This window comes from bacterium (genome assembly GCA_026129405.1).
Classification (GTDB): domain Bacteria; phylum Desulfobacterota; class Binatia; order DP-6; family DP-6; genus JAHCID01.
Genome location: JAHCID010000005.1, coordinates 279,779 through 300,821 on the forward strand (window position 1 = coordinate 279,779; position 21,043 = coordinate 300,821).

General features: G+C 72.6%; 18 protein-coding genes. 8 read left to right on the plus strand and 10 right to left on the minus strand.

Annotated features, from left to right (window positions below; translation table 11 throughout):
* Positions 1-3: 3 nt before the first annotated feature.
* On the minus strand, positions 4-1,341 hold the full coding sequence (locus KIT14_18740) for a hypothetical protein (protein MCW5892556.1): 1,338 nt from the start codon (positions 1,339-1,341) through the stop codon (positions 4-6).
* Positions 1,342-1,522: 181 nt separating this feature from the next.
* Between KIT14_18740 and uvrB the strand changes: the two genes are divergently transcribed.
* Genes uvrB through KIT14_18755 form a run of 3 tightly spaced genes read left to right on the plus strand, consistent with a single transcriptional unit; the run spans position 1,523 to position 7,896 of the window.
* On the plus strand, positions 1,523-3,550 hold the full coding sequence (gene uvrB / locus KIT14_18745) for an excinuclease ABC subunit UvrB (GenBank protein MCW5892557.1): 2,028 nt from the start codon (positions 1,523-1,525) through the stop codon (positions 3,548-3,550).
* Entirely contained in the window at positions 3,547-5,427 is a 1,881-nt protein-coding gene (uvrC, locus tag KIT14_18750; GenBank protein MCW5892558.1) for an excinuclease ABC subunit UvrC, read from the plus strand. The genes uvrB and uvrC overlap by 4 nt, the downstream gene beginning before the upstream one ends.
* 54 nt (positions 5,428-5,481) lie before the next feature.
* Positions 5,482-7,896: a DNA internalization-related competence protein ComEC/Rec2 gene (locus KIT14_18755; GenBank protein MCW5892559.1), complete on the plus strand. Its 2,415-nt coding sequence runs from the start codon at positions 5,482-5,484 to the stop codon at positions 7,894-7,896.
* Here the strand turns inward: KIT14_18755 and KIT14_18760 are convergent.
* Positions 7,877-8,554, minus strand: coding sequence for a response regulator transcription factor (locus tag KIT14_18760; GenBank protein ID MCW5892560.1), 678 nt, complete (start codon positions 8,552-8,554; stop codon positions 7,877-7,879). The genes KIT14_18755 and KIT14_18760 overlap by 20 nt on opposite strands.
* On the minus strand, positions 8,551-10,332 hold the full coding sequence (locus KIT14_18765) for a GAF domain-containing sensor histidine kinase (GenBank protein ID MCW5892561.1): 1,782 nt from the start codon (positions 10,330-10,332) through the stop codon (positions 8,551-8,553). Before KIT14_18765 ends, KIT14_18760 begins: the two co-directional genes overlap by 4 nt.
* Positions 10,333-10,524: 192 nt before the next feature.
* Between KIT14_18765 and erpA the strand changes: the two genes are divergently transcribed.
* Positions 10,525-10,875 carry an iron-sulfur cluster insertion protein ErpA gene (gene erpA, locus KIT14_18770; GenBank protein MCW5892562.1) on the plus strand — a complete coding sequence of 117 codons (351 nt, stop codon included), beginning with the start codon at positions 10,525-10,527 and terminating at the stop codon, positions 10,873-10,875.
* A gap of 31 nt (positions 10,876-10,906) precedes the next feature.
* Positions 10,907-11,554: a phosphoglycolate phosphatase gene (gene gph / locus KIT14_18775; GenBank protein MCW5892563.1), complete on the plus strand. Its 648-nt coding sequence runs from the start codon at positions 10,907-10,909 to the stop codon at positions 11,552-11,554.
* 6 nt (positions 11,555-11,560) lie between these two features.
* On the opposite strand, the gene glgA is transcribed toward gph, so the two are convergent.
* The 3 genes from glgA to lon are packed head-to-tail and all read right to left on the minus strand — an operon-like array spanning position 11,561 to position 16,447.
* Positions 11,561-13,006, minus strand: coding sequence for a glycogen synthase GlgA (gene glgA / locus KIT14_18780; protein MCW5892564.1), 1,446 nt, complete (start codon positions 13,004-13,006; stop codon positions 11,561-11,563).
* Between the two features lie 6 nt (positions 13,007-13,012).
* The gene (gene galT, locus KIT14_18785; protein ID MCW5892565.1) at positions 13,013-13,999 is read right to left on the minus strand and encodes a galactose-1-phosphate uridylyltransferase; all 987 of its coding nucleotides are present in this window, start codon (positions 13,997-13,999) and stop codon (positions 13,013-13,015) included.
* Positions 14,000-14,011: 12 nt separating this feature from the next.
* Positions 14,012-16,447 carry an endopeptidase La gene (gene lon / locus KIT14_18790; GenBank protein MCW5892566.1) on the minus strand — a complete coding sequence of 812 codons (2,436 nt, stop codon included), beginning with the start codon at positions 16,445-16,447 and terminating at the stop codon, positions 14,012-14,014.
* A 94-nt stretch (positions 16,448-16,541) separates the two neighbouring features.
* On the opposite strand from lon, the gene KIT14_18795 reads away from it, so the two are divergent.
* Genes KIT14_18795 through KIT14_18805 form a run of 3 tightly spaced genes read left to right on the plus strand, consistent with a single transcriptional unit; the run spans position 16,542 to position 18,203 of the window.
* Entirely contained in the window at positions 16,542-16,964 is a 423-nt protein-coding gene (locus KIT14_18795) for a DUF2203 domain-containing protein (protein ID MCW5892567.1), read from the plus strand.
* A gap of 1 nt (position 16,965) precedes the next feature.
* Positions 16,966-17,709 (plus strand): HAD family hydrolase, encoded by a 744-nt coding sequence (locus KIT14_18800; GenBank protein MCW5892568.1) that lies wholly within the window; start codon positions 16,966-16,968, stop codon positions 17,707-17,709.
* Entirely contained in the window at positions 17,706-18,203 is a 498-nt protein-coding gene (locus KIT14_18805) for a TIGR00725 family protein (protein MCW5892569.1), read from the plus strand. Before KIT14_18800 ends, KIT14_18805 begins: the two co-directional genes overlap by 4 nt.
* On the opposite strand, the gene KIT14_18810 is transcribed toward KIT14_18805, so the two are convergent.
* From KIT14_18810 to KIT14_18825, 4 genes are read right to left on the minus strand one after another with little or no spacing between them, the layout of a single operon-like run.
* Complete coding sequence (locus KIT14_18810) at positions 18,160-18,900, minus strand: 5-formyltetrahydrofolate cyclo-ligase (protein ID MCW5892570.1); 741 nt, start codon at positions 18,898-18,900, stop codon at positions 18,160-18,162. The genes KIT14_18805 and KIT14_18810 overlap by 44 nt on opposite strands.
* Positions 18,857-19,792: a tRNA (adenine-N1)-methyltransferase gene (locus KIT14_18815; protein MCW5892571.1), complete on the minus strand. Its 936-nt coding sequence runs from the start codon at positions 19,790-19,792 to the stop codon at positions 18,857-18,859. The genes KIT14_18810 and KIT14_18815 overlap by 44 nt, the downstream gene beginning before the upstream one ends.
* The gene (locus KIT14_18820) at positions 19,789-20,724 is read right to left on the minus strand and encodes an adenine nucleotide alpha hydrolase family protein (protein MCW5892572.1); all 936 of its coding nucleotides are present in this window, start codon (positions 20,722-20,724) and stop codon (positions 19,789-19,791) included. Before KIT14_18820 ends, KIT14_18815 begins: the two co-directional genes overlap by 4 nt.
* Positions 20,721-20,921, minus strand: a complete 201-nt coding sequence (locus tag KIT14_18825) for a thiamine biosynthesis protein ThiS (protein MCW5892573.1) — start codon at positions 20,919-20,921, stop codon at positions 20,721-20,723. Before KIT14_18825 ends, KIT14_18820 begins: the two co-directional genes overlap by 4 nt.
* Positions 20,922-21,043 lie beyond the last annotated feature (122 nt).

The following is a 21,043-nucleotide window of genomic DNA, read 5'->3' on the forward strand; positions in this document are numbered from 1 at the left end:
GGGCTACTTCGCGTGGCAGTTCGCGCACGCCTCGGCGCGGGCGCCGATGATGGGGGGATCGTTCGCCGGGTCGGCGTCCTGGTACAGCGCGGCCCGTCCCGCGGGGTCGGCCAGGCGCCGGTCGAGCGCGCTCTGGAACCTGTATGGAGCGGGGTTGCGGGCGGCGAGGGCTGCCGCCAGGCCGTACCACTGGGTCGCCTGCGCGACCTCGCCGCCCTTGGCGTAGATGTCGCCGAAGAGGATGAGCGCGCCGGCAGCGTTGTGCGGGGCGAGGCCGGCGTCGCCGCAGATCTCGGGTTGCGTCGCGATGCAGGTCGCGTTCGCCGGGTTGGCGAGGTAGGCGTCCATGCGCGCCAGGATGTCGGCGAACATCGGGTCGCTCGCCGGAACGGCCTGTGCCACCGGAATGTAGTCGAAGAAGTTGAAGATCTCGTTGATCGCCACGGCGTACTCCAGCTCGGCGAGGCCCTGGGCCTGCAGCGCGGGGTCGCCGGTGACGAAGCCGAGGCCGAACGTGGTCGCGGCGGCGAAGCCGGGTACGCGCGAGTCGCCCGCGTTGGTGGCGGGGTTCCAGAGCATCGGGACCGCGGCGCCGAAGGCGTCGGCCGCGGCGGCGAGATCGGCCGTCGCCTCCGGCGTGGCGTCGTGGTAGCCGTCGACGGCCTGCCCGAAGCGATAGAGGCGCATCATCGCGAGCAGGAAGCGCGAGCGACCGTCGCGCTTGTCGCGCTTCGCCGCCTTCGCCAGCAGGGCGAGGGCCTCGGCTTCGCGCGCGGCCTTCGCGGCGCCGGTGACGTTCTGGTGCAGCACGTCCCAGAACGCCGCCTCGCCGTCGGCCGCCGCCTTCGACGGCTGGCGGGTGAGCAGCGCGGTCGCGTCGTTGCGGCGGAAGTTGTGGAAGCGCGTGTGCAGGCGGGTGTCGCCGATGGTGAGCCAGGTGTGCACGTAGCCGACCGGGCCTGCCGGCGCGTCGAAAGCGACGCCGGAGAACTTCACCAGCAGCTTCTTGGGCGCGTAGACGACCTTGCGGATGGCGCCGTTGCCGCTCGGATCCTCCCAGACGAAGCCGCCCGCGGCGGTGCGCCAGCCCTCGCAGGCGAGCGCGACGTCGAGGTGCACCTTCACGAGCTTCGTCGCCTGCGGGTACGACGACAGCGAGAGGCGCGACGTCTCTGGGCAGAGCGGCGACGTCGGCGCCGCGAGCCCGCGGTCCTTGCCGACGCGGATCATGCCCTTGCCGTTCTTGAAGGTCGCGACCTTGCCGGTGTTGAGGACCGTGAGCGCATGGACGGGCGGCGCCCAGACGAGAGCGAGGGCGAGCAGGGCGAGACGGACGGGCATCGGCGGGACCTCCCGGGTCGACGTGGGCGCGCGGACGCTATCCGTGGCGCCTCCGGGGTGTCAATGAATCCGTCGTCCCGATCGCCGCGGGCCGTTAGGCGAGCGACGTGCGGCGCGAGCGTCCGCGGGCGGCCGCCGCGCGTTGAGCGACGGGTCCGCCCTGCTATGATCCGCCTCCGCCATGCGCCGGGAAGGGACGTTCCAGCTCCGTGCCGACTTCGCGCCGCAGGGCGATCAGCCGCAGGCGATCGCGCAGCTCGCCGCGGGCGTTCGGGCCGGCGAGCCGCATCAGGTCCTGCTCGGCGTGACCGGCAGCGGCAAGACGTTCACGGTCTCGCAGGTGGTCGCCGCGGTCAACCGGCCGACGCTGGTGATCGCGCCGAACAAGACGCTGGCGGCGCAGCTCTTCCACGAGTTCCGCACCTTCTTCCCCGAGAACGCGGTGCGCTACTTCGTGAGCTATTACGACTACTACCAGCCCGAGGCGTACGTGCCCTCGACGGACACCTACATCGCCAAGGACTCGTCCATCAACGACGAGATCGACAAGATGCGCCACGCCGCCACGAAGGCGCTGCTCGAGCGCAACGACGTGCTGGTGGTCGCGAGCGTCTCGTGCATCTACGGCCTCGGCTCGCCGGCGTCGTACTTCGACATGCTCGTGGTGGTGGAGCGCGACGACGTCATCGAGCGCGACGCTCTGCTGCGCAAGCTGGTCGACATGCAGTACCAGCGCAACGACTACGACTTCCACCGCGGCACGTTCCGCGTGCGCGGGGACGTGGTCGAGATCTATCCGTCGTACGAAGAGGGCCGGGCGGTGCGCGTCGAGCTGTTCGGCGACCAGGTCGAGGCGATCGCCGAGATCGATCCGCTGCGCGGCACGGTGCAGCGCCGGCTCGAGCGCATCGCCATCTATCCGGCCAGCCACTACGTCGCGACCGCGCCCACCCTGAAGCGCGCGGTCGACTCGATCCGCGTCGAGCTGAAGGAGCGGCTCGCCGAGCTGCGCGACGCGAACAAGCTGCTCGAGGCGCAGCGGCTCGAGCAGCGCACGCTCTACGACCTCGAGCTGCTCGCGGAGATGGGCTTCTGCCCCGGCATCGAGAACTACTCGCGCCATCTCGACGGGCGCCAGCCCGGCGAGCCGCCCTACACGCTGCTCGACTACTTCCCGAAGGACTTCCTCCTCGTCATCGACGAGAGCCACGTCACCGTGTCGCAGATCGGCGCGATGTACCGCGGCGACCGCTCGCGCAAGACGACGCTCGTCGACTTCGGCTTCCGGCTGCCGTCGGCGCTCGACAACCGGCCGCTCGACTTCGAGGAGTTCCGCGCCCGCGTCGGGCAGTCGCTGTACGTGTCGGCCACCCCCGGCGACTGGGAGGTGCGCCTGGCGCACGGACACGTCGTCGAGCAGCTCATCCGGCCGACCGGCCTCGTCGACCCGGAGGTCGTCGTGCGGCCCGCCCGCCATCAGGTCGACGACCTGGTCGAGGAGATCCGCCAGCGCGTCGCCGCCGAGGAGCGGGTGCTGGTGACCACGCTCACCAAGAAGATGGCCGAGGATCTGACCGACTACTTCCAGGACATCGGCATCCGCGTGCGCTACATCCACGCCGACATCGACACCATCGAGCGCACCGAGATCATCCGCGACCTGCGCAAGGGGCTGTTCGACGTCCTCGTCGGCATCAACCTGCTGCGCGAGGGCCTCGACCTGCCGGAGGTGTCGCTGGTCGCGATCCTCGACGCCGACAAGGAAGGCTACCTGCGCTCGGAGCGCTCGCTCATCCAGACGATCGGCCGCGCGGCGCGCAACGCCAACGGCCGCGTGCTGATGTACGCCGACACGGTGACGGACTCGATGCGCAAGGCGCTCGACGAGACCGCCCGCCGCCGTACCGTGCAGATGGAGTACAACCGGACGCACGGGATCACGCCGACCACGATCAAGAAGAAGATCGCCGAAGGCCTCGTGGTCGCGTGCGAGGGCGACTACCTGACCGTGCCGCTCGCTGCCGACGCCGCGGCGAACCTGCCGGTCGATCCGGCGGAGCTGGCCCGCACCGTACAGAAGCTGCGCGGCGAGATGCGCGAGGCGGCGCGCCAGCTCGAGTTCGAGCGCGCGGCGGTGCTGCGCGACGAGATCCGCGTCCTCGAGGAGCGGCTGCTCGGCGTCGCGCCCGAGGCAGAGCCCGCGTCGTGACGGTCGACGACGCGAGCGCGCCGCCGGCGGCGGAGCGGCCCGCGCCGTCGCTCGAGGACCGCCTCGCGTCGGTGCCCGCGGCGCCGGGCGTGTACCTGCTGAAGGACACCGGCGGCAAGGTGATCTACGTCGGCAAGGCGGTGAACCTGCGCAGCCGCGTGCGCACCTACCTGCGCGGCGGCGACGAGCGCAGCCAGGTGCGCTTCCTCGTCGGCAAGCTCGCCGACTTCGACACCCTCGTCACGGCGTCCGAGAAGGAAGCGCTGATCCTCGAGAACAACCTCATCAAGCAGTACAAGCCGCGCTACAACATCCGGCTGAAGGACGACAAGAGCTACGTCAGCGTCAAGGTCACGATCGCCGAGGCGTGGCCGCGCGTCCTCGTCACCCGGCGGATCGTGAAGGACGGCAGCCGCTACTTCGGCCCGTTCCACAGCGCGTCGGCGGTGCGCGAGACGCTCGACGCCATCCGCAAGATCTTCCCGCTGCGCACGTGCAGCGACCCGGTCTTCAAGAACCGCAGCCGCCCGTGCATCGAGTACGACATCAAGCGCTGCCTGGCGCCGTGCGTGCTGCCGGTCGACCGTGCCGCCTACGGCGAGCATCTGCGCGAGGCGATGCTGCTGCTCGAGGGGCGCAGCCGCGAGGTGGGGGCGAACCTGCGCGCACGCATGGCCGCCGCCGCCGAGGCCGAGCGCTTCGAGGAGGCGGCGCGCCTGCGCGACCAGCTGCGCGCCATCGACAAGACGCAGGAGCGCCAGCAGGTCGTCGCGCACTGGGGCGTCGATCAGGACGTGTTCGGGCTCTACCGCGAGGGGGGCGCCATCGAGGTGCAGGTGCTCTTCGTGCGCGACGGCAAGCTGGTCTCGAACCAGGCCTACGCCTTCGACGACTGGGAGCAGAGCGACGCCGAGGTGCTGGAGGCCGTGCTGACGCAGTTCTACCAGGCGACGGCGCGCGACGTGCCGGACGAGATCCTGCTGCCCGTCGCGGTCTCCGACGCCGCCGTGCGCGCCGAGTATCTCGGCGAGAAGCGGGGACGCAAGGTCGTGATCCTCGTGCCCCAGCGTGGCGACAAGCTGCGGCTCGTCGAGATGGCGCAGGCGAACGCGCGCCAGGGCTTCGTCTCACGGCGCGCGGCCGTCGACGAAGGCGGGCGGCAGGTGGGCGAGCTGCAACGCCGGCTCCATCTGCGCCGGGCGCCGGAGCGCATCGAATGCGTCGACATCGCGACCTTCCAGGGCGGCGAGACCGTGGGCGCGGTGGTGGCGTTCGCCGGCGGACGGCCGGACAAGGACGGCTACCGGCGCTTTCGCATTCGCACCGTGGAGGGTACGGACGACTTCGCGTCGATGCGCGAGGTGCTGGAGCGACGTTTTCGCGCCGGCCCGCGCCGGCGCGAGCCGCCGGACCTGCTCGTCATCGACGGCGGCCTCGGGCAGCTCGCGGCGGCGCAGGCGGCGCTGGCCGAGGTCGGGCTGTCCGAGCTGGCGGTCGTCGGGCTCGCGAAGGAGCGCGTCGCGCGCGACCCGCTGGCCCGCGAGGTCCAGACGCGGCCGGAGCGCATCTTTCTCCCGGGACGGAAGAACCCGGTGATCCTGCGCCAGAACTCGACGGCCCTGTTCCTGCTCCAGCGCGTGCGCGACGAGGCCCACCGCTTCGCCAACACCTACCACCGCGCGTTGCGGCGGCGGGCGCGGCTCACGTCGCGGCTCGACGCCGTCACCGGGGTGGGGCCGCAGCGGCGTCGAGCGTTGCTGCGCGCGCTCGGCAGCATCGCGCGCGTGCGGACGGCGTCGATCGAGGAGCTGTGCACGGTGTCGGGAATCACGCCGGCGATCGCCGCGCGCATCAAGGAGCAGCTCGGGCAGGGCTGACGCGGGGCCTGCCGGGGCTCCGCCCACCCCGGTCGGCGAAGGAGCAGCGGCACGGTGGACGTGCGCGGGGCGGTGTACTGCATGGCGGTCGGGGTGGTGGGGGCGCAGCTGATGCCGCCCGCACCGGCGTGGCTCGCCGCGGTCACCGGGCTGGCGGCCGGCGGCGCGCTGGGCCTCGGGTGGATGGGACGCAGCGGCGACCGGGCCCTCGGTGGGGCCGGCCGCGCGCTGCTCGGGGTCGCGCTCACGACGGCGGCCGGAGCGGTCGCGGCATGGCGGCTGGCGGCAGTGCTCGCCCCCGTTCTGCCGCCCGACCACGTCGCCGCCGGGACGCTGCCGCGGGGCGCGACGATCGCCGGCCGCGTCGCGGCGCTGCCCGTGGCGCGCGGTACGCGCACCTTCATCGTGGTCGACGTCGAGGAGGAAGGCGGCGTCCCGGCGCGCGGCCGTGTGCGGCTGGCGGTGCGGGGCCGGCCGTCGAAGGTGCGCTCCGGCGACACCGTGCGCGTCACCACCACGCTGCGACGGCCGCGCGGCTTCGCGAACCCCGGCGGCTTCGACGTCGCCGGTCATCTCGCGCGCCGCGGCGTCCACGTCATCGCGGCGGCGTGGGAGCCGGCGCTGGTCGTGCGCCGGAGTCGGCCGCCGCGGAGCCCGGGCGACCGCCTCGAGCGCTGGCGCGGCCGACTCGTGCGTGCCATCGCGCGCGCCGTTCCGGGCGCCGAGGGCGCCGTGCTGCGCGCGCTCGTGATCGGCGACCAGAGCGCGATCCCAGCGGCGCTGCGCGACGCGTTCGCGCGTGCGGGCGTGGTGCACGTCCTGTCGGTGTCCGGGCTGCACGTGGCGCTCGTGGGCGGGGCGAGCTGGGTGCTGCTGCGCTGGCTGCTCGCGCGCAGCACCTGGCTCCTCCTGCGCGTCGACGTGCGCGCGCTCGCCGCCGTCGCGAGCCTCGGGCCCGTGACGGGATACGCGGCGCTCGCCGGTCTCGAGTCGGCGACGGTGCGCTCGGCGCTCATGGCCGCGGCCGGGGTGGCGGCGCTGCTCGCGGGCCGGCGGCTCGGGCCGCTGCGCGCGCTCGCGCTCGCCGCGATCGCGCTCGGACTCGCGGTCCCGGGGTCGCCGCGCGAGATCGCCTTCCAGCTGTCGTTCGCCTCCGTCCTCGCGATCGCGCTCGCGACCACGCGCTGGAGCGGCAGCGGCGACGGCTGGCGCGCGCGCATCCGCGCCGGTCTCGTGGTGTCGGCGGCGGCCCTCGTCGGGACGGCGCCGCTGACCGCGCTCCACTTCGGGCAGGTCGCGCCGATGGCGCTGGCGGCGAATCCGCTCGTGGTCCCGCTCTGCGGCGGCCCCGTCGTCGGCCTCGGGCTCGTCGGCGCCGCGCTCGAGCCGGTGCTGCCCGCGGTCGCGGCCGCGGCCTGGCGCGTGGCCGGCGTCGCGCTCCGGCCGACGCTCGCCGTCGTCGAGACGCTGGCGGCCGTGCCCGGCGCGGCGGTCGGCGTGCCCGCGCCGAGCCCGGCGGCGCTCACGACGCTGGCGGTGCTGCTCGGGGCGCTGGTCGCGCCGCCGGGGTGCGGGCGCCGCGCGGCGCTCGCGGTCGCCGCGGCGTTGCTCGTCGCGCTCGCCGCGCATGACGTGCGGGCGCGCTGGGCGCCGGAGCGGCTGCGCCTGACGATCCTCGACGTCGGGCAGGGCGACGCCGCGGTCGCGGAGCTACCGAACGGCCGCGTCCTCGTGGTCGACGCGGGCGGCTTTCCCGGCGGCGACTTCGACCCCGGCGCGGCCATCGTCGCGCCGTTCCTGCGCACGCGCTCGATCGCGCGCATCGACGCTCTCGTCATGACCCACGCCCATCCCGATCACTTCGGCGGGCTCGCCGCGCTGCTGGCGTCGCCAGGCGCCGCGGAGCTGTGGTGGAGCGGGCACGCCGGGCGCGGCGTCGCCTGGGCGGCCCTCGAGACGGCGATCGCGCGCAGCGGGGTGCGGCTGCGTCGCCTGCGCGCCGGCCGGCCGCTGCCCGCCTTGGCCGGTCACGGCCGGGTGCTGCATCCGCCTGCGGGCTGGCCCGGGGGGCGCGCGAACGACGACTCGGTCGTCCTGCGGCTGCGCCTCGGGCGCGTCGCCTTCCTCCTGACCGGCGACGTGGAGGCACGCGCCGAGCGGGCGATGCTCGCCCGCGGGGCGCGGCTCCGCGCCGACGTCGTCAAGGTGCCGCACCACGGCAGCCGCACGTCGAGCACGCCGGGGCTGGTGGCGGCGACCGGCGCTGCGGTCGCCGTGATCCCGGTGGGTGCCGAGAACCGCTACGGGCACCCGGCGCCGGACGTGACGGCGCGCTGGCGCGCCGCCGGGGCATGCGTGCTGCGCACCGACGCGTGCGGCGCGGTCACGCTCGAGACCGACGGCCGCTCGCTGGCCGTGACGTCGGTCCGCGGCTGCGGCTGTCCCGAGGTCAGTACGCCCCGGCCGTGAGGTTGTGCTTCAGCGCATACATCACGAGCCCGACGCGGTCGCGCACGCCCAGCTTCTGGAAGATGTTCGTGAGGTGCGTCTTCACGGTGCGCTCGCTGATGGCGAGGGTGTTGCCGACCTCCTTGTTCTTGAAGCCGGAGGCGACGAGCTTCACGATCTCGAGCTCGCGCTCGGTGAGCCCGTTCTCGTGCCGCGTGCCGATGGGCTCGCTGTCGCCGCCCAGGTGGCTCAGCTCCTCGGCGAGTGCGCCGCTCATGCGCGGGTCCATCCAGACCTCACCGTGGCAGACGGTACGGATCGCCTGGATCAGCGTCTGGCGCGCGGAGTCCTTCAGGATCACGCCCTTCGCCCCGAGGCGGAACGCGCGCACGTGCTCCTCCTTCTCGTCGGACGCGGTCAGCACCAGCACCTGCGTGTTCGGGCTGATCTTCAGCACCGCCGGGATCGCGTCGAGCCCGCTGCCCTGCGGCATGCGGATGTCGAGCAGGAGCAGGTCCGGCCGGCTCTGCCACACCAGCTCGACGATGTCCTCGGCGCTCTCGACGTCGGCGACGACCTCGAGATCCTCCTCGGTGGCGAGAATGGTCTTCAGTCCCTCGCGGAAGAGCGTGTGATCGTCGACGATCACGATGCGCCGCTTGCGTAGCCCGATGGTCATACCTGTCCCCTTGCGACAGCGGCGGGGCGCCCGCCGCTGCCGGTCACTGGAATGAAGAGTGAAACCTCCGCGCCGCGGCCCGGCTCGGTCCAGATGCGGAGCGAGCCCCCCAGGGCCGCGGTACGTTCGCGGATGGACCACGGCGCGCTCGCCGGGCGCAGGAAGCCGTCGGCGTCGATGACGCCCGGCGCGCCCGGGAAGCCGCGGCCGTTGTCGCGGATGACGAGATAGACGTGCGACGGTCGTGCCGCCAGCTTCACCACCGCCTGCGTCGCCTGGCCGTGGCGGACGGCGTTGTGCAACGCCTCGCGCACGATCTGCGTCAGCTCGTACGCCGTCGAGGCCGGCAGTCCCGGATCGTGCTGCGGCCGCGCCATGTGCACCCGCAGGCGCTCACGGATGGCGAACTCGGCGGCGAGGCGGTCGAGGGTCGACCCGAGGTCGTCGGCGCGCCGGCTCGCGCTGCGCAGGACCGTCAGGTAGTGCCGCACCTCGCGGTAGCCGGCGTCGACGGCCTGATGCAGGTCTTCCAGCGACTTCGGCACCTTGCCGGGATCACGCTGGAGGAGATGCTTGGTCGCCTCGACGCGCAGGTCGATGCCGGCGAGCGCCTGGATGAAGCCGTCGTGGAGGTCGCGCGCGATGCGCGCCCGCTCCTCGAGCACGGCGACCTCCTCGGCCTTCTCCTGCAGGCGCACGGCTTCGAAGGCCGCTGCGGCCTGGCCGACGAGGACGAGGAGGAACTCGAGGTCGTCGCGCGTGAACTTTCGGCGCGAGCCGCGCGCCACGACGGCGCGCCCGCGCAGCTCGCGCTGGATCAGGATCGGCGCCATGAGCAGCGCCTGCGCGGGCATGGCCGGCAGGCCGGCGGGATCGTCGACCGGCCGGCGCTGCATGACGCCGGTGCGGACGTCGTAGCAGAGCGCGGTCTCGCGGCCGGGGCGCAGCTCGTTGGCGAGGAAGCTCTCGGTGTCGGCGCAGAAGCCGGAGGGGAAGGGCTCGCGCTCGGTGATGCGGATCGAGTAGCGCAGGCGGCGGCCCTGACGCTTCGCGGTCCAGGTGAACCAGCGCCCGCTCTCGGGATCGCGCAGCACGAGTACGCCGTGGTCGGCCTCGAAGAACGTGAGCGTGCGGCGGCCGAGGCGCGCGAGGGCGAGGAAGGGCGTGCGGCTGCGGCGCAGCGGCATCGTGAGGTCGAGCAGGAAGCCGAGCTTCCGTTTCGACCGCCGCTCGTGCTCGCCGAGGTAGCCGAGGAGGTAGCCGACCGCGAGAAGGTAGAGCGGCCGCACCAGGTGCGCCCGGTGGAATACCAGATCGTCGTCGACGAAGCGTCCGGCGATCATGATCGTCGCCGGATAGAGGAGGGCCAGGAGGATGGTCACCGGGATCGCGGCCGCGAGGCCCCAGCGCACGCTGACGCTCGAGATGACGAAGACGTGCAGGAGGAAGAACGGGCTCGGCCCGCGCTCGGTGAACAGGGTGATCACCGAGACCCAGACGATGTCGGCGGCCGCCGACAAGTAGCCCATGCGCTCCTGGGCGACGTACTCGCCGCGCACCAGGAAGAACAGGACGAGGCTGAAGACCAGGTAGCCGCCAAGGACGAAGTAGGCCAGGTCGGGCCGGAACGACGGCTGCTTCGGGTCGACGACCACCACCGACAGCGCCACCAGCGCCAGCAGCACGCGGCAGAAGGCGATCACCTTCTCGGTGCGCGAGAACGCCTCGAGCGGCGTCGCGCGCCGCGGGCCGCGGGGGCGGGGGAGCGAGATATTCATGTCGGAGCTTGGGCGCTGCGGCGAAGAGCAACCCATGTGCCACCGGACGGTGGTGTGGGCGCTGCATCGCTGCCACGCATTTCATGGCAGTGGTGCACGAAACGGAAGCGGGGCAACGTCGTCTGACCAGTGGGCAGTCGCTCCGCCCGGCGCGCGTTGACTTCACGGAACCCGGTCCCTATCGTCCAAAGCATGGCAGCGAGCTCCTCCGAGGCCACCATCACGCTCACACCCCTTGCCGTCGATGCGGTCAAGCGGGTGCGCGCGAAGGAGGGACTCGGCGAGGAGCACGCGCTGCGCGTCGCCGTCGTCGGCGGGGGGTGCTCGGGCTTCAGCTACCAGCTCGACTTCGACGACAAGGTCCAGGAGGGCGACCTCGTGGTCGAGTACGACGGGGTCCGCGTCCGGGTCGATCCCGAGAGCCTCCAGTACCTGGCCGGCATGGAGATCGACTTCGTGAGCAGCCTGCACGGAGGCGGCTTCAAGTTCCGCAATCCGAAGGCGACCAACACCTGCGGGTGCGGGTCGTCGTTCTCGGCCTGATCCGCCGCGCCGGTTCGGCTCCGGTCCTCGCGTGCGCTACCGGCACGTCGCCTTCGATCTCGACGGCACCCTCGCGGATACGCGCGCCGACATCGTCGCCGCGGCGAACGCCATGCTGACCGAGCTCGGGCGCCCGCCGCAGCCCCTCGAGGTCGTTCAGGGGTACGTGGGCGAGGGCGCGCGCCGTCTGGTCGAGCGGCTCCTCGGCGCGCCGGAGCCGGCCGCCGTCGCGGGCGGCCTGCGCCGGTTCCTCGATTTCTACGCTCGCCACCTGCTCGACGCCACCCGGCTCTATCCCGGCGTCGCCGACGCGCTGGCCGCGCTGGCGGCGCGGGGCATCGTGCTCACGGTCTGCACGAACAAGCCCGAGGCGATGAGCCGCACCATTCTCGACGGTCTCCGTGTGGGCAGGCTCTTCCGCGAGGTCGTCGGCGGCGACACGCTGCCGACGCGCAAGCCGGACCCGCAGGGGCTGCTCCTGCTCTGCGAGCGCGTCGGCATTCCCCCGGGCGATGCGCTGCTCGTCGGCGATTCCGGGATCGACGTGCACACGGCGCGGGCTGCGGGGGTCGCCTTCTGCGGCGTCGCGTGGGGGCTCACGCCGGAGGGCATGTGGGCCGCCGAGCCGTCGTTGGTGATCGACGACGCGGCGGCGCTTCTCGGCGTGGTCGAGGGCTGAGCCCGCTCACTCGCGTGACAAGGCGGCGTAGAGGTCGACGTACGCTGCCGCGGAGCGGTCCCAGGAGAAGTCGCAGGCCATCCCGTTGGCGATCAGCCGCCGCCACGCGGCCGTGTCGGTGCGGATCGCGAGCGCGGCGCGGGTCGCGGCGACGAGGGCCGGCGTGGTGCAGGGACGGAAGAGGAAGCCCGTGCCGTGCCCGGTCTCCGCATCCCATGGGGTCACCGTGTCGGCGAGGCCTCCCGTCTCGTGCACGATCGGCACCGCCCCGTAGCGCAGGCTGTAGAGCTGGGTCAGGCCGCAGGGCTCGAAACGTGACGGCATCCAGAAGAGGTCGGCGCCGGCTTCGAGGCGGCGCGCCAGCGGCTCGTCGAAGCCGATGCGTACGGCGACGCGGCCGGGATGCCGCGCCGCCAGCTCGTGCAGCGCATGCTCCCAGTGCGGATCGCCGCTCCCGAGGACGGCGAGCTGGATCGCCCCGCCGCCGACGAGCCCCCACGCGGCGCCGAGCGCGGTGTCGATGCCCTTCTGCTCCGCGAGGCGCGTCACCATGGCGACCAGCGCGGGGGCTTCGTCCGGCGTGAGCCCGAGCTCGCCTCGCAAGGCCGCGCGGCAGGCCGCCTTGCCGTCGAGCGTGGTCGCGTCGTAGTGCGCCGGCAGCGCAGGATCGCCGGCCGGATCCCACGCGACCGTGTCGATGCCGTTCAGGATGCCGTGCACGCGCTCGGCGCGCGCGCGCAGCACGCCGTCGAGACCTTCGCCGAGGGCGGGCGTCTGGATCTCGCGGGCGTAGCGCGGGCTCACCGTGGTGATCGCATCGGCGAAGACGAGCCCGGCCTTCAGAAAGTTGATCTGGCCGTGGAACTCGAGGAACTCCGCGGTGAACCAGCGCGGGTCGAGGTTCAGGAGGTGCCAGTCCGCCGCCCAGAATCGGCCCTGGTAGGCGAGATTGTGGACCGTCTGTACCGTTCGCGTCGCCGCCAGCTCGGGATACAGCGCCTGCGTGCCGCGCAGGAAGGCGAGCGCGGGCGCCGCCTGCCAATCGTGCGCGTGCAGCACGTCGGGCGGCGTCGCCAGCTCGCGCAGCCACTCGAGCGCCGCACGGCAGAAGACGACGAAGCGCTCCGCGTTGTCGGGGTGGTCGCGGCCGCCGTCGCCGTAGAGGCCCTCGCGGTCGAAGTAGCGCGGCGCCGCGAGGAGCAGCGTCGGCACCGGGGCGTTCGCGACGCGCAGGACGTCGACCGGCTCCATGCGGCTGCCGACCGGCGCGTGCACGCGGCCGAGCCGCTCGACCGTGCCCGCGGTGCGCAGCGCCGTACGGTACGCGGGCAGCATGACCGTGACGTCGGCCCCGCGGCTGGCGAGGGCCGGCGGCAGCGAGCCGAGCACGTCCGCGAGGCCCCCGGTCTTGGCCCATGGCTGGGCCTCCGAGGCCAGGTGGACGACGCGCACGCAGCGCTACTCCGGGGCGTCGCGCAGGAAGCGGGCGGCGTCCTCGGGCGGCACCGGGTTCGTGTGCAGCCCGCTCTCCCACTCGAAGCCGGCGGTGGCGGCGAGGCGCGGGATCACCTCGACGTGCCAGTGGAAGAAGGGGCTGTCGGCGTCGGCGAACGGCGCGGTGTGCAGGAGAACCGAGTAGGGCGGGTCGCCGAGGAGCGTGCGCATCCGGCGCAGGACGCCGCGCAGCGCCTTCGCGAGGTCGGCGTGCTCGATCGGGTCCGCGTTCTCGAAGGCGCCGAGGTGCCGGCGCGGCAGGATCCAGGTCTCGAACGGGAAGCGGGCCGCGAACGGCGCGAACGCCATCAGGTGGTCGGTCTCGAGGACGAGGCGGCTCTGCTCTTCCGTTTCCTGGTGCATGATGTCGCAGAAGAGGCAGCGCTCGCGGTAGTCGTGGTAGGCGCGCGCGTGGTGCAGCTCGTCGTTGAGACGCTGCGGGGGGATCGGCGTGGCCAGGAGCTGCGAGTGCGGATGCTCGTGCATCGGGCCGCGGTCGAGGCCGTGCGTCTTCACCACCACCGCGGCGCGGAAGCGCGGATCGCGCTTCAGGTCGCGGATGCGCTCGCGCCAGGCGCCGATCACGTCCTCGACGACCTGGAGCGGCAGGCTCGCGAGCACGTCGTCGTGCTTCGGCGACTCGACGATGAGCTCGTGCGCTCCGACGCCGTTCATGAGGTCGTAGAGGCCGTGTCCGCGACGCTCGAGATCGCCTTCGACGCGCAGCGAGGGGAACTTGTTGGGCACGACGCGTACGCGCCAGCCGTCGGCGGCGTCGCCGCCGACGGTCAGGATCGCGGGCGGCGTCTCCACCTCGTGGCCGCCGCAGAGCAGGCAGGGACCGCCGCGACGCTGGGGTCGCGCCTCGCGGAAGTCCTGGGGACGGCGCACACGTTCGGTATCGACGATCACCCAGCGACCGACGACGGGATCTCTACGTAGCTCGGGCATGATGGAAGCGCTTCAGGCTCGGACCGCACGCGCCTCGGGCGCGGCGGCGGGAAGGAGGGCGTGCTCGATGACCTCGGCGATGGTGTCGACGAAATGGAACTGGAGATGCTCGCGCACGCCCGCGGGCACGTCCTCCAGGTCCTTCTGGTTGCGGTGCGGCAGCAGGACGGTCGTGATGCCGGCGCGGCGCGCCGCCAGGACCTTCTCCTTGATGCCCCCCACGGGCAGCACCTTGCCGCGCAGGGTGATCTCGCCGGTCATGGCGAGGTTCGGCCGCACGGGGCGGTTCGTGAGCAGCGACGTCAGCGCCGTCACCATCGTGACGCCTGCGGACGGCCCGTCCTTGGGGATCGATCCCTGCGGCACGTGCAGATGGATGTCGCTGTTCTCGAAGAAGTCGGGCGCGACGCCGAGCTGGTCGGCATGGGCGCGCACGTAGCTGAGCGCCGCCTGCGCCGATTCTTTCATCACGTCGCCGAGCTGGCCGGTGAGCGTCAGGCCCTTCTTGCCGGTCATGCGCGTCGCCTCGACGAAGAGGATCTCGCCGCCGACGGGCGTCCACGCGAGGCCGACGGCGATCCCGGCCTCGTCGGTGCGCTCGGCCAGCTCCGAGAAGTAGACCTCGGGCCCGAGCAGCTCGCGCACCAGCGCCGGCGTGCAGACCGTCGGCTCGGTGCGGCCCTCGGTGATGAGGCGCGCGACCTTGCGGCAGACGCTGCCGATGCGCTGCTCGAGCTTCCGCAGGCCAGCCTCGCGCGTGTAGTCGTGGATCAGCTTGTGGAGCGCGTCGTCCTCGAACTGGAGCTGCTCCGGTCCGAGCCCGTGCTCGCGCAGCTGCTTCGGCACGACGTGGCGCTTGGCGATCTCGAGCTTGTCCTCCTCGGTGTAGCCGGCGAGGTCGATGACCTCCATGCGGTCGCGCAGCGGCGCGGGGATGGGGTCCATCATGTTCGCCGTGGTGACGAACATCACCTTCTGGAGATCGAACGGGACGTCGAGGTAGTGATCCTGGAAGGTCGCGTTCTGCTCGGGGTCGAGCACCTCGAGCAGGGCCGAGGCGGGGTCGCCGCGGAAGTCCATGCCGAGCTTGTCGATCTCGTCGAGGACGAAGAGCGGGTTGTTCGAGCCGGCGTTGCGGAGATTCTGGATGATGCGGCCGGGGAGGGCGCCGATGTAGGTGCGGCGGTGGCCGCGGATCTCGGCTTCGTCGCGGATACCGCCCAGCGACAGGCGCACGAACTTGCGGCCCATGGCGCGCGCGATCGAGCGGCCGAGCGACGTCTTGCCGACGCCCGGCGGCCCGACGAAGCAGAGGATCGGGCCCTTCGGGTCCTGCCGCAGCTTGCGCACCGCGAGGTACTCGAGGATGCGCTCCTTGATCTTCTCGAGGTCGAAGTGGTCCTCGTCGAGCACCTGGCGCGCGTGGTGGAGGTCGAGGTTGTCCTCGGTGGACGTGGCCCACGGCATCGCGGCGAGCCACTCGAGGTACGTGCGCACGACGCTGTGCTCGGCCGATTCGGGCGGGATCAGCTTCAGGCGGTCGAACTCGTGGTCGGCGGCCCTGCGCGCCTCGTCGGGCAGGCTCGCCTCGTCGAGCTTGCGGCGCAGCTCGTCGAGCTCGGCGGTGCGCGTGTCGCCCTCGCCGAGCTCGCGCTGGATCGCCTTCATCTGCTGCCGCAGGTAGAAGTCCTTCTGGTTCTTGTTCAGCTCGGACTGGACCTGCGACTGGATGCGGTGGCCGAGCTCGAGCAGCTCGATCTCGCGGGTGAGGATCGTCGTCAGCCGCTCGAGCCGCTGGCGGACGTTCAGCGTCGACACCAGCTCCTGCTTCTCCTCGAGCGCGATGTTGAGATTCGAGGCGATCAGGTCGCTGACCTTGCCGGGGTCCTTGATGTTCATCACCACGACCTGCAGCTCGTCCGGCAGGTAGGGGATCATGGAGACGAACTTGGCGAACTGGTTCACCATGTGAACCTGCATCGCCTCGAGGTCCGGCGAGGGCTCGTGGACGTCCTGCAGCTGGCGGATCGACGCGAGGAGGTACGGTTCGCGCTGCGTGTACTGCTGTACCTCGATGCGGCGTAGACCCTGCACCAGGATGCGCACGCTGCCGTCGGGGTACTTCAGCATCTTGAGGATGCGCCCGGCGGTGCCGCGCGCGTAGAGGCCGTCCGGCTCCGGATGCTCCTCTTCCGGGTTCTTCTGCGAGACCAGGCCGAGCATGCGGTCGCTCGCGAGGCGCTCCTCGACGAGCTTCAGCGACGCACCCCGCGAGATCAAGAGCGGCACGATCGCGGAGGGGAAGATGACGACCCCGCGCAGCGGCAGGATCGGCAGCACGTCCGGGACGACGATCCCGCTGATGTCCTCGTCGAAGCCGTAGAAGCGCTGCTGCGACTCGGGATCGCTGCCGGCGCCGGGCCCCTGGATCGGATCGTCGTCGGCCATCGTCGGCGGGCGGACTGTAACCCAGCCCCCTGACGCCGACAAGGTACGACGGCACCTCGACTCCGGTCGCGGGGCCCTGCTACGATCGCCCACGGTGCAGGGGCGAAAGCTGTTCTCGCTGGAGGAAGCGAACGCGTGCGTCCCCCAGCTGGCGATGCGCGTCGAGCGCCTCCAACGTGCGGCGTTGCGGCTCGAAGCGGAGCGCACCGGCCTCGCGCAGGAGCGCGGCGTCGACCCCGATCTCGTCGACACCGCCGACCTGCTGCGTGCGCGCCCCGCGGTCCGCATCCTGATCGAGGAGCTCGACGCGCTCGTCGGCGAGATCGAGGAGACCGGCGCGCAGCTGAAGGACGTGCGCCTCGGCCTCGTCGATTTCCCGCATCGGCGCGACGGCGAGGTGGTGCTCCTCTGCTGGCAGTTCGGCGAGCCCGAGGTCGCGTTCTGGCACGGCGAGGCCGACGGCTTCGCCGGTCGCCGGCCTCTGCCGGGCGCGCAGCGGGCGCGCTGGCTCCAGTAGCGTGTCGGCGTACCGCGGCGTCCTCTTCGACCTGTTCGGTACGCTCGTCCTGGTCGACGAGAGCCGGCTGTCCGAGCTGACGATCGACGGTCGGACGACCCGCACGACGCTCGGCGACGTGGTGCCGCTCGTGCAGGAGCTGATTCCGGAGGTGGCGCCGGCGGCGCTGTGGCACGCGCTGCGCACCGTGTCCGCCGAGATGGCGGCGAGCCGCGAGGACACGCACGTCGAGCATCCGTCGCGCGAGCGCTTCCGGCGCGCGCTGGCGACGCTCGGTATCCACGGCGCGCACGGTGCCGAGGTGGCGGTCGCGCTCTCGCGCGCCCACATGCGCGGCATCGCCGCCGCGACGGTGTTCCCGCCGTCGCACGCGGCCGTGCTCGCGGCCGCGCGGCGCGACGGCCCGGTGGGTGTGGTGTCGAACTTCGACGACACCGCGACCGCGTACGAGATACTCCGCCGCCACGGCATCCTGCCGCACCTCGCGACCGTCGTCGTCTCCGAGGCGGTCGGCGTGCGCAAGCCGCATCCCGCGATCGTGCGCGAGGCGCTCCGCTGCGTCGGCGTGGCCGCGTCCGAGGCGCTCTTCGTCGGCGACACGCTGGGTGAGGACGTTGCGGCGGCGGTCGCGGCCGGGGTCGACGCCGCGTGGATCGATCGGCACGGCCGCGGCGTTCCCGCCGGGACGCCGCCGCCGCGCTACGTGCTGCACGCGTTGCCCGACCTGCTGCCCGTGCTGGCATGAGCCGGCCGCTCCAGATCGCCGTCGCGGGCGGGGGAACGTGCGGACCGCGGGCGGCCCGCCAGGCGGAGACGCTCGGCCGCGCGCTCGCCGAGGGCGGGGCGGTCGTGATCTGCGGCGGGCTCGGCGGCGCGATGGCCGCGGTGTCGCGCGGGGCGCGTGCGGCGGGCGGGCTCGTGGTCGGGCTCCTGCCGGGCTACGCGCACGCCGACGGCAACCCGTGGCTCGGCGTCGCGCTGCCGACGGGGATCGGCCACGCGCGCAACGTCCTGGTCGCGGCGGCGGGTGACGTCCTCGTCGCGCTGCCGGGCGCGCACGGGACGCTCTCGGAGATCGCGCTCGCGCGCGTGCTCGGGCGACCCGTCGTGGTGCTGGGCGGCCGCGTGCCCGTGGCGGGCGTGGTGCGGGCGCGCTCGCCGGAGGACGCCGCACGCCGGGCGCTGCGCCTCGCCGCTACAGGCGGCGCGGCGAGGGCGAGCCGGACGCGCCGCGCTTGAGGCGCTTGCGCAGCAGCGGGATGGCATTGATGCGCAGCGCTCGGAGGAGGTCCCAGTAGATGCCGCGTGGGCGCGGGTGCGCCGGTCGCGTGGCGATCACCTCGGTCGGCGTGACCAGGAAGTCGACCGGCAGGTCGTGCGGCAGCATCGCGATGCGTTCGCCGAGGATCTGCACCGGGTGGACCGTCGTCAGGATGGGCGTCGACTCGCGGACCTTGCCCTCCTCGCGCAGGAGGCCATACTCGAGGTCGCAGTAGCCGCCGCCCTTGCCGAGCCGGGCGCCGTCGCGGCCGACCGCCACCGAGCCGCAGACGACGAGGTCGATCGGCCGCATCTCGCGCGGCGACACCGCGCGCCCGTACTTGCAGGCGCCGGCGATGCTGGCGGCGAGCGCGGCGCGGCGGCCGAAGCGCTGCGGATCGATCTCGATGAAGCACTTCTCGGTCCGCAGCTGCGGCACCGCCATGTAGACGATCTTGCCCTCGAGGAGGGCGAGGCGTCTCACCGGCAGCTGGGGCGCGTCGGGATTGATCTTGACGACGAGCGCGCGACGCCAGACGGCCATCTCACGGAGCAGCTGTGCGGCCTGCTCGGCACCCTCGAAGTTGGGGATGCGTCCGGGTGCCCAGGGGAAGCGACCGACGCCTTCGCGCTCAATCGTCTTCCAGACCTTCTGGCGGATCTCCGCCTTCGTCATCACGCGCTGGCCCCGCCGCGCGAGTGCGGCCGTCCCGTTCATCGGTACCGTAGGGGTCCCGGGGAGTCAATTCGGAACGCAGGTTCGCGCCGTCGGCGAGGCGCCGTGCGAAGACGAGGAAGCCGGTATGGGCGACCATCCGATGCTCGGGCCGCAGGCTGCGACCGCCGACGTGCCAGTGGCGCAGCATGGTCTCGAAGGCCTCGACGGCGCCGAAGCGGCCGTCGGCGCGGAGGGCGTCGACCAGGCTCTTCACCTGGAGCGCGGTCGGCACGAAGCCGGTGAAGCTGCCGCCCGGGCGCAGGGCGTCGGCGGCGTGGGGCAGCAGCTGCCAGGGCTCGGCGAGATCGACCACGATGCGGTCGACGTCGCGCTCGACGAGGCCGGCGAGGGCGTCCTGCACGCGGAGCGTCCAGTTCGGGGTCGGGCCGTGGAAGCGGGCGACGTTCTCGCGCGCCATCGCCGCGAAGTCCTCCCGCAGCTCGTACGACACCAGGCGGCCGCCCGGGCCGACGGCGTGGAGCAGGGCGAGCGTCAGCGCCGCCGGGCCGGTGCCGATCTCGAGCACGGTGTCGCCAGGGACGATGCCGGTCCACAGGATGATCGGCCCGACGTCCTTGGGATAGATCGGCTGGGCCTGGCGGGGGAGGCTCGGGATCAGCTGCGCGTAGGTCGGCCGCAGGACGAGCAGACGCTCGCCGGTCGGCAGGTCGACGCTCGTCCCCTCGGGGCGGCCGATCAGGAGATCACATGCGAGCGGCATGCCGCGCACGGTGATGCGGCCGCCGCGGCGCAAGGTGCGCAGGTAGGTGCGATCCTTGCGGTCGATCAGCAGGACGGCGTCGCGGTCGGCGAGCGCCGCCGCGTCCGTTCGCGCCTCGGGCACGCTCACGCCGACGCCGCGTGCCGGGCGCGCTTGCGCGCCACTTCGTCGACCAGCTTGCAGTACGCGCAGCGCGCGCCCCACGACGGCATGCCGCAGCTCTCGCAGGTGGACGGGGCCGACTCGGTGGCCGCCTGGGCGGCGGCGAACGCTGGTTGGCCGACGCGCAGGAAGTCACGCACGAAGGCCTGCTTGCTTCCGGGGCTCGCGGCCTCGAGACGGTTCAGGACGTCCTTGTGCGCGAGCTGCGTCGCACCCGCCGCGTTCGGGCACTCGTCGACGACGTAGTCGATGCCGCGCATGAAGGCATAGACCGCGGTCTCGTACTCCGAAAGGAGATGCAGCGGCTTCGCCTTGCGTACGAAACGCGGATGCGACGGCTCCAGCACCGGGCGCTGCCGGGCCAGGTGGTCGACCTGCCAGTGGAGGACGTTGCCGAGCAGGCGTGCGGCCTCGTCGTCGAGGTTGTGGCCGGTGACGAGGACGTCGAACTCGCCGCCGTACGCGGCCTCGTCGAAGAAGTGGCGCTTCAGCATGCCGCAGGCGGAGCAGGCGGAGCGGTTCGTGAGCGCGGCGACGCCGGGGATGTCGAGCCCCGGTCCCTCGTCGGCCAGCGTCACGATGCGCAGCTCGAGGTCGTGGGCGCGCGCGAACGCCTCGCACAGGGCCTGCGAGCGTGCGGAGTACTCGCCGATGCCCTGGGCGAGGTAGAGGCCGGTGGTCTTGTGTCCGAGGCGCACGAGCACGTCCCAGAGGGCGAGGCTGTCCTTGCCGCCCGAGACGGCAACCAGCACGCGGTCGTCGGGCCCGAACATGCGTCCCCTGTGGATCGCGCGCTCGACCTGACGCGGGAACCACTCGAGGTAGCACGGCCGGCAGAAGCCCGCGTTGTGCGCGCGCAGATGCACCTCGGCGCGCGTCCGGCAGCGCACGCACTTCACAGGGCGCCTCCGGAGATGACGGCGCGGATCTCGAGCTCGTCGTCCTCCTCCACCATCTCGCCGTCGGTGAGGAGCTCGTCGCGGCGGATCACCATCGCGGTATTGGGCAGGACGCCGAGCTCGCCGAGCAGGCGTCCCACGGTGCGGCGTCCGTGGATCTCGACCGTGCGACGCTCCGGTAGCAGCAGGACCCGCATGACGTGCGGCCCGGCTACCACGGGGTCCTGGACGCCACAAGGCGGTCGCGCCCGGCCGGCGTCGCGCCCGCCCGCACCTTGACAGGGTGCAACCTCGCCCATAGAAGACCGAAATTCCGCTC

Coding starts and splice junctions, on each gene's coding strand:
- KIT14_18760 (MCW5892560.1), bottom strand. CDS start 8,554: ATGACCATCGGGCTACGCAAGCGGCGCATCGTGATCGTCGACGATCAC.
- KIT14_18805 (MCW5892569.1), top strand. CDS start 17,706: ATGAGCCGGCCGCTCCAGATCGCCGTCGCGGGCGGGGGAACGTGCGGA.
- lon (MCW5892566.1), bottom strand. CDS start 16,447: ATGGCCGACGACGATCCGATCCAGGGGCCCGGCGCCGGCAGCGATCCC.
- KIT14_18810 (MCW5892570.1), bottom strand. CDS start 18,900: ATGACGAAGGCGGAGATCCGCCAGAAGGTCTGGAAGACGATTGAGCGC.
- galT (MCW5892565.1), bottom strand. CDS start 13,999: ATGCCCGAGCTACGTAGAGATCCCGTCGTCGGTCGCTGGGTGATCGTC.
- KIT14_18740 (MCW5892556.1), bottom strand. CDS start 1,341: ATGCCCGTCCGTCTCGCCCTGCTCGCCCTCGCTCTCGTCTGGGCGCCG.
- KIT14_18765 (MCW5892561.1), bottom strand. CDS start 10,332: ATGAATATCTCGCTCCCCCGCCCCCGCGGCCCGCGGCGCGCGACGCCG.
- KIT14_18825 (MCW5892573.1), bottom strand. CDS start 20,921: ATGCGGGTCCTGCTGCTACCGGAGCGTCGCACGGTCGAGATCCACGGA.
- erpA (MCW5892562.1), top strand. CDS start 10,525: ATGGCAGCGAGCTCCTCCGAGGCCACCATCACGCTCACACCCCTTGCC.
- uvrB (MCW5892557.1), top strand. CDS start 1,523: ATGCGCCGGGAAGGGACGTTCCAGCTCCGTGCCGACTTCGCGCCGCAG.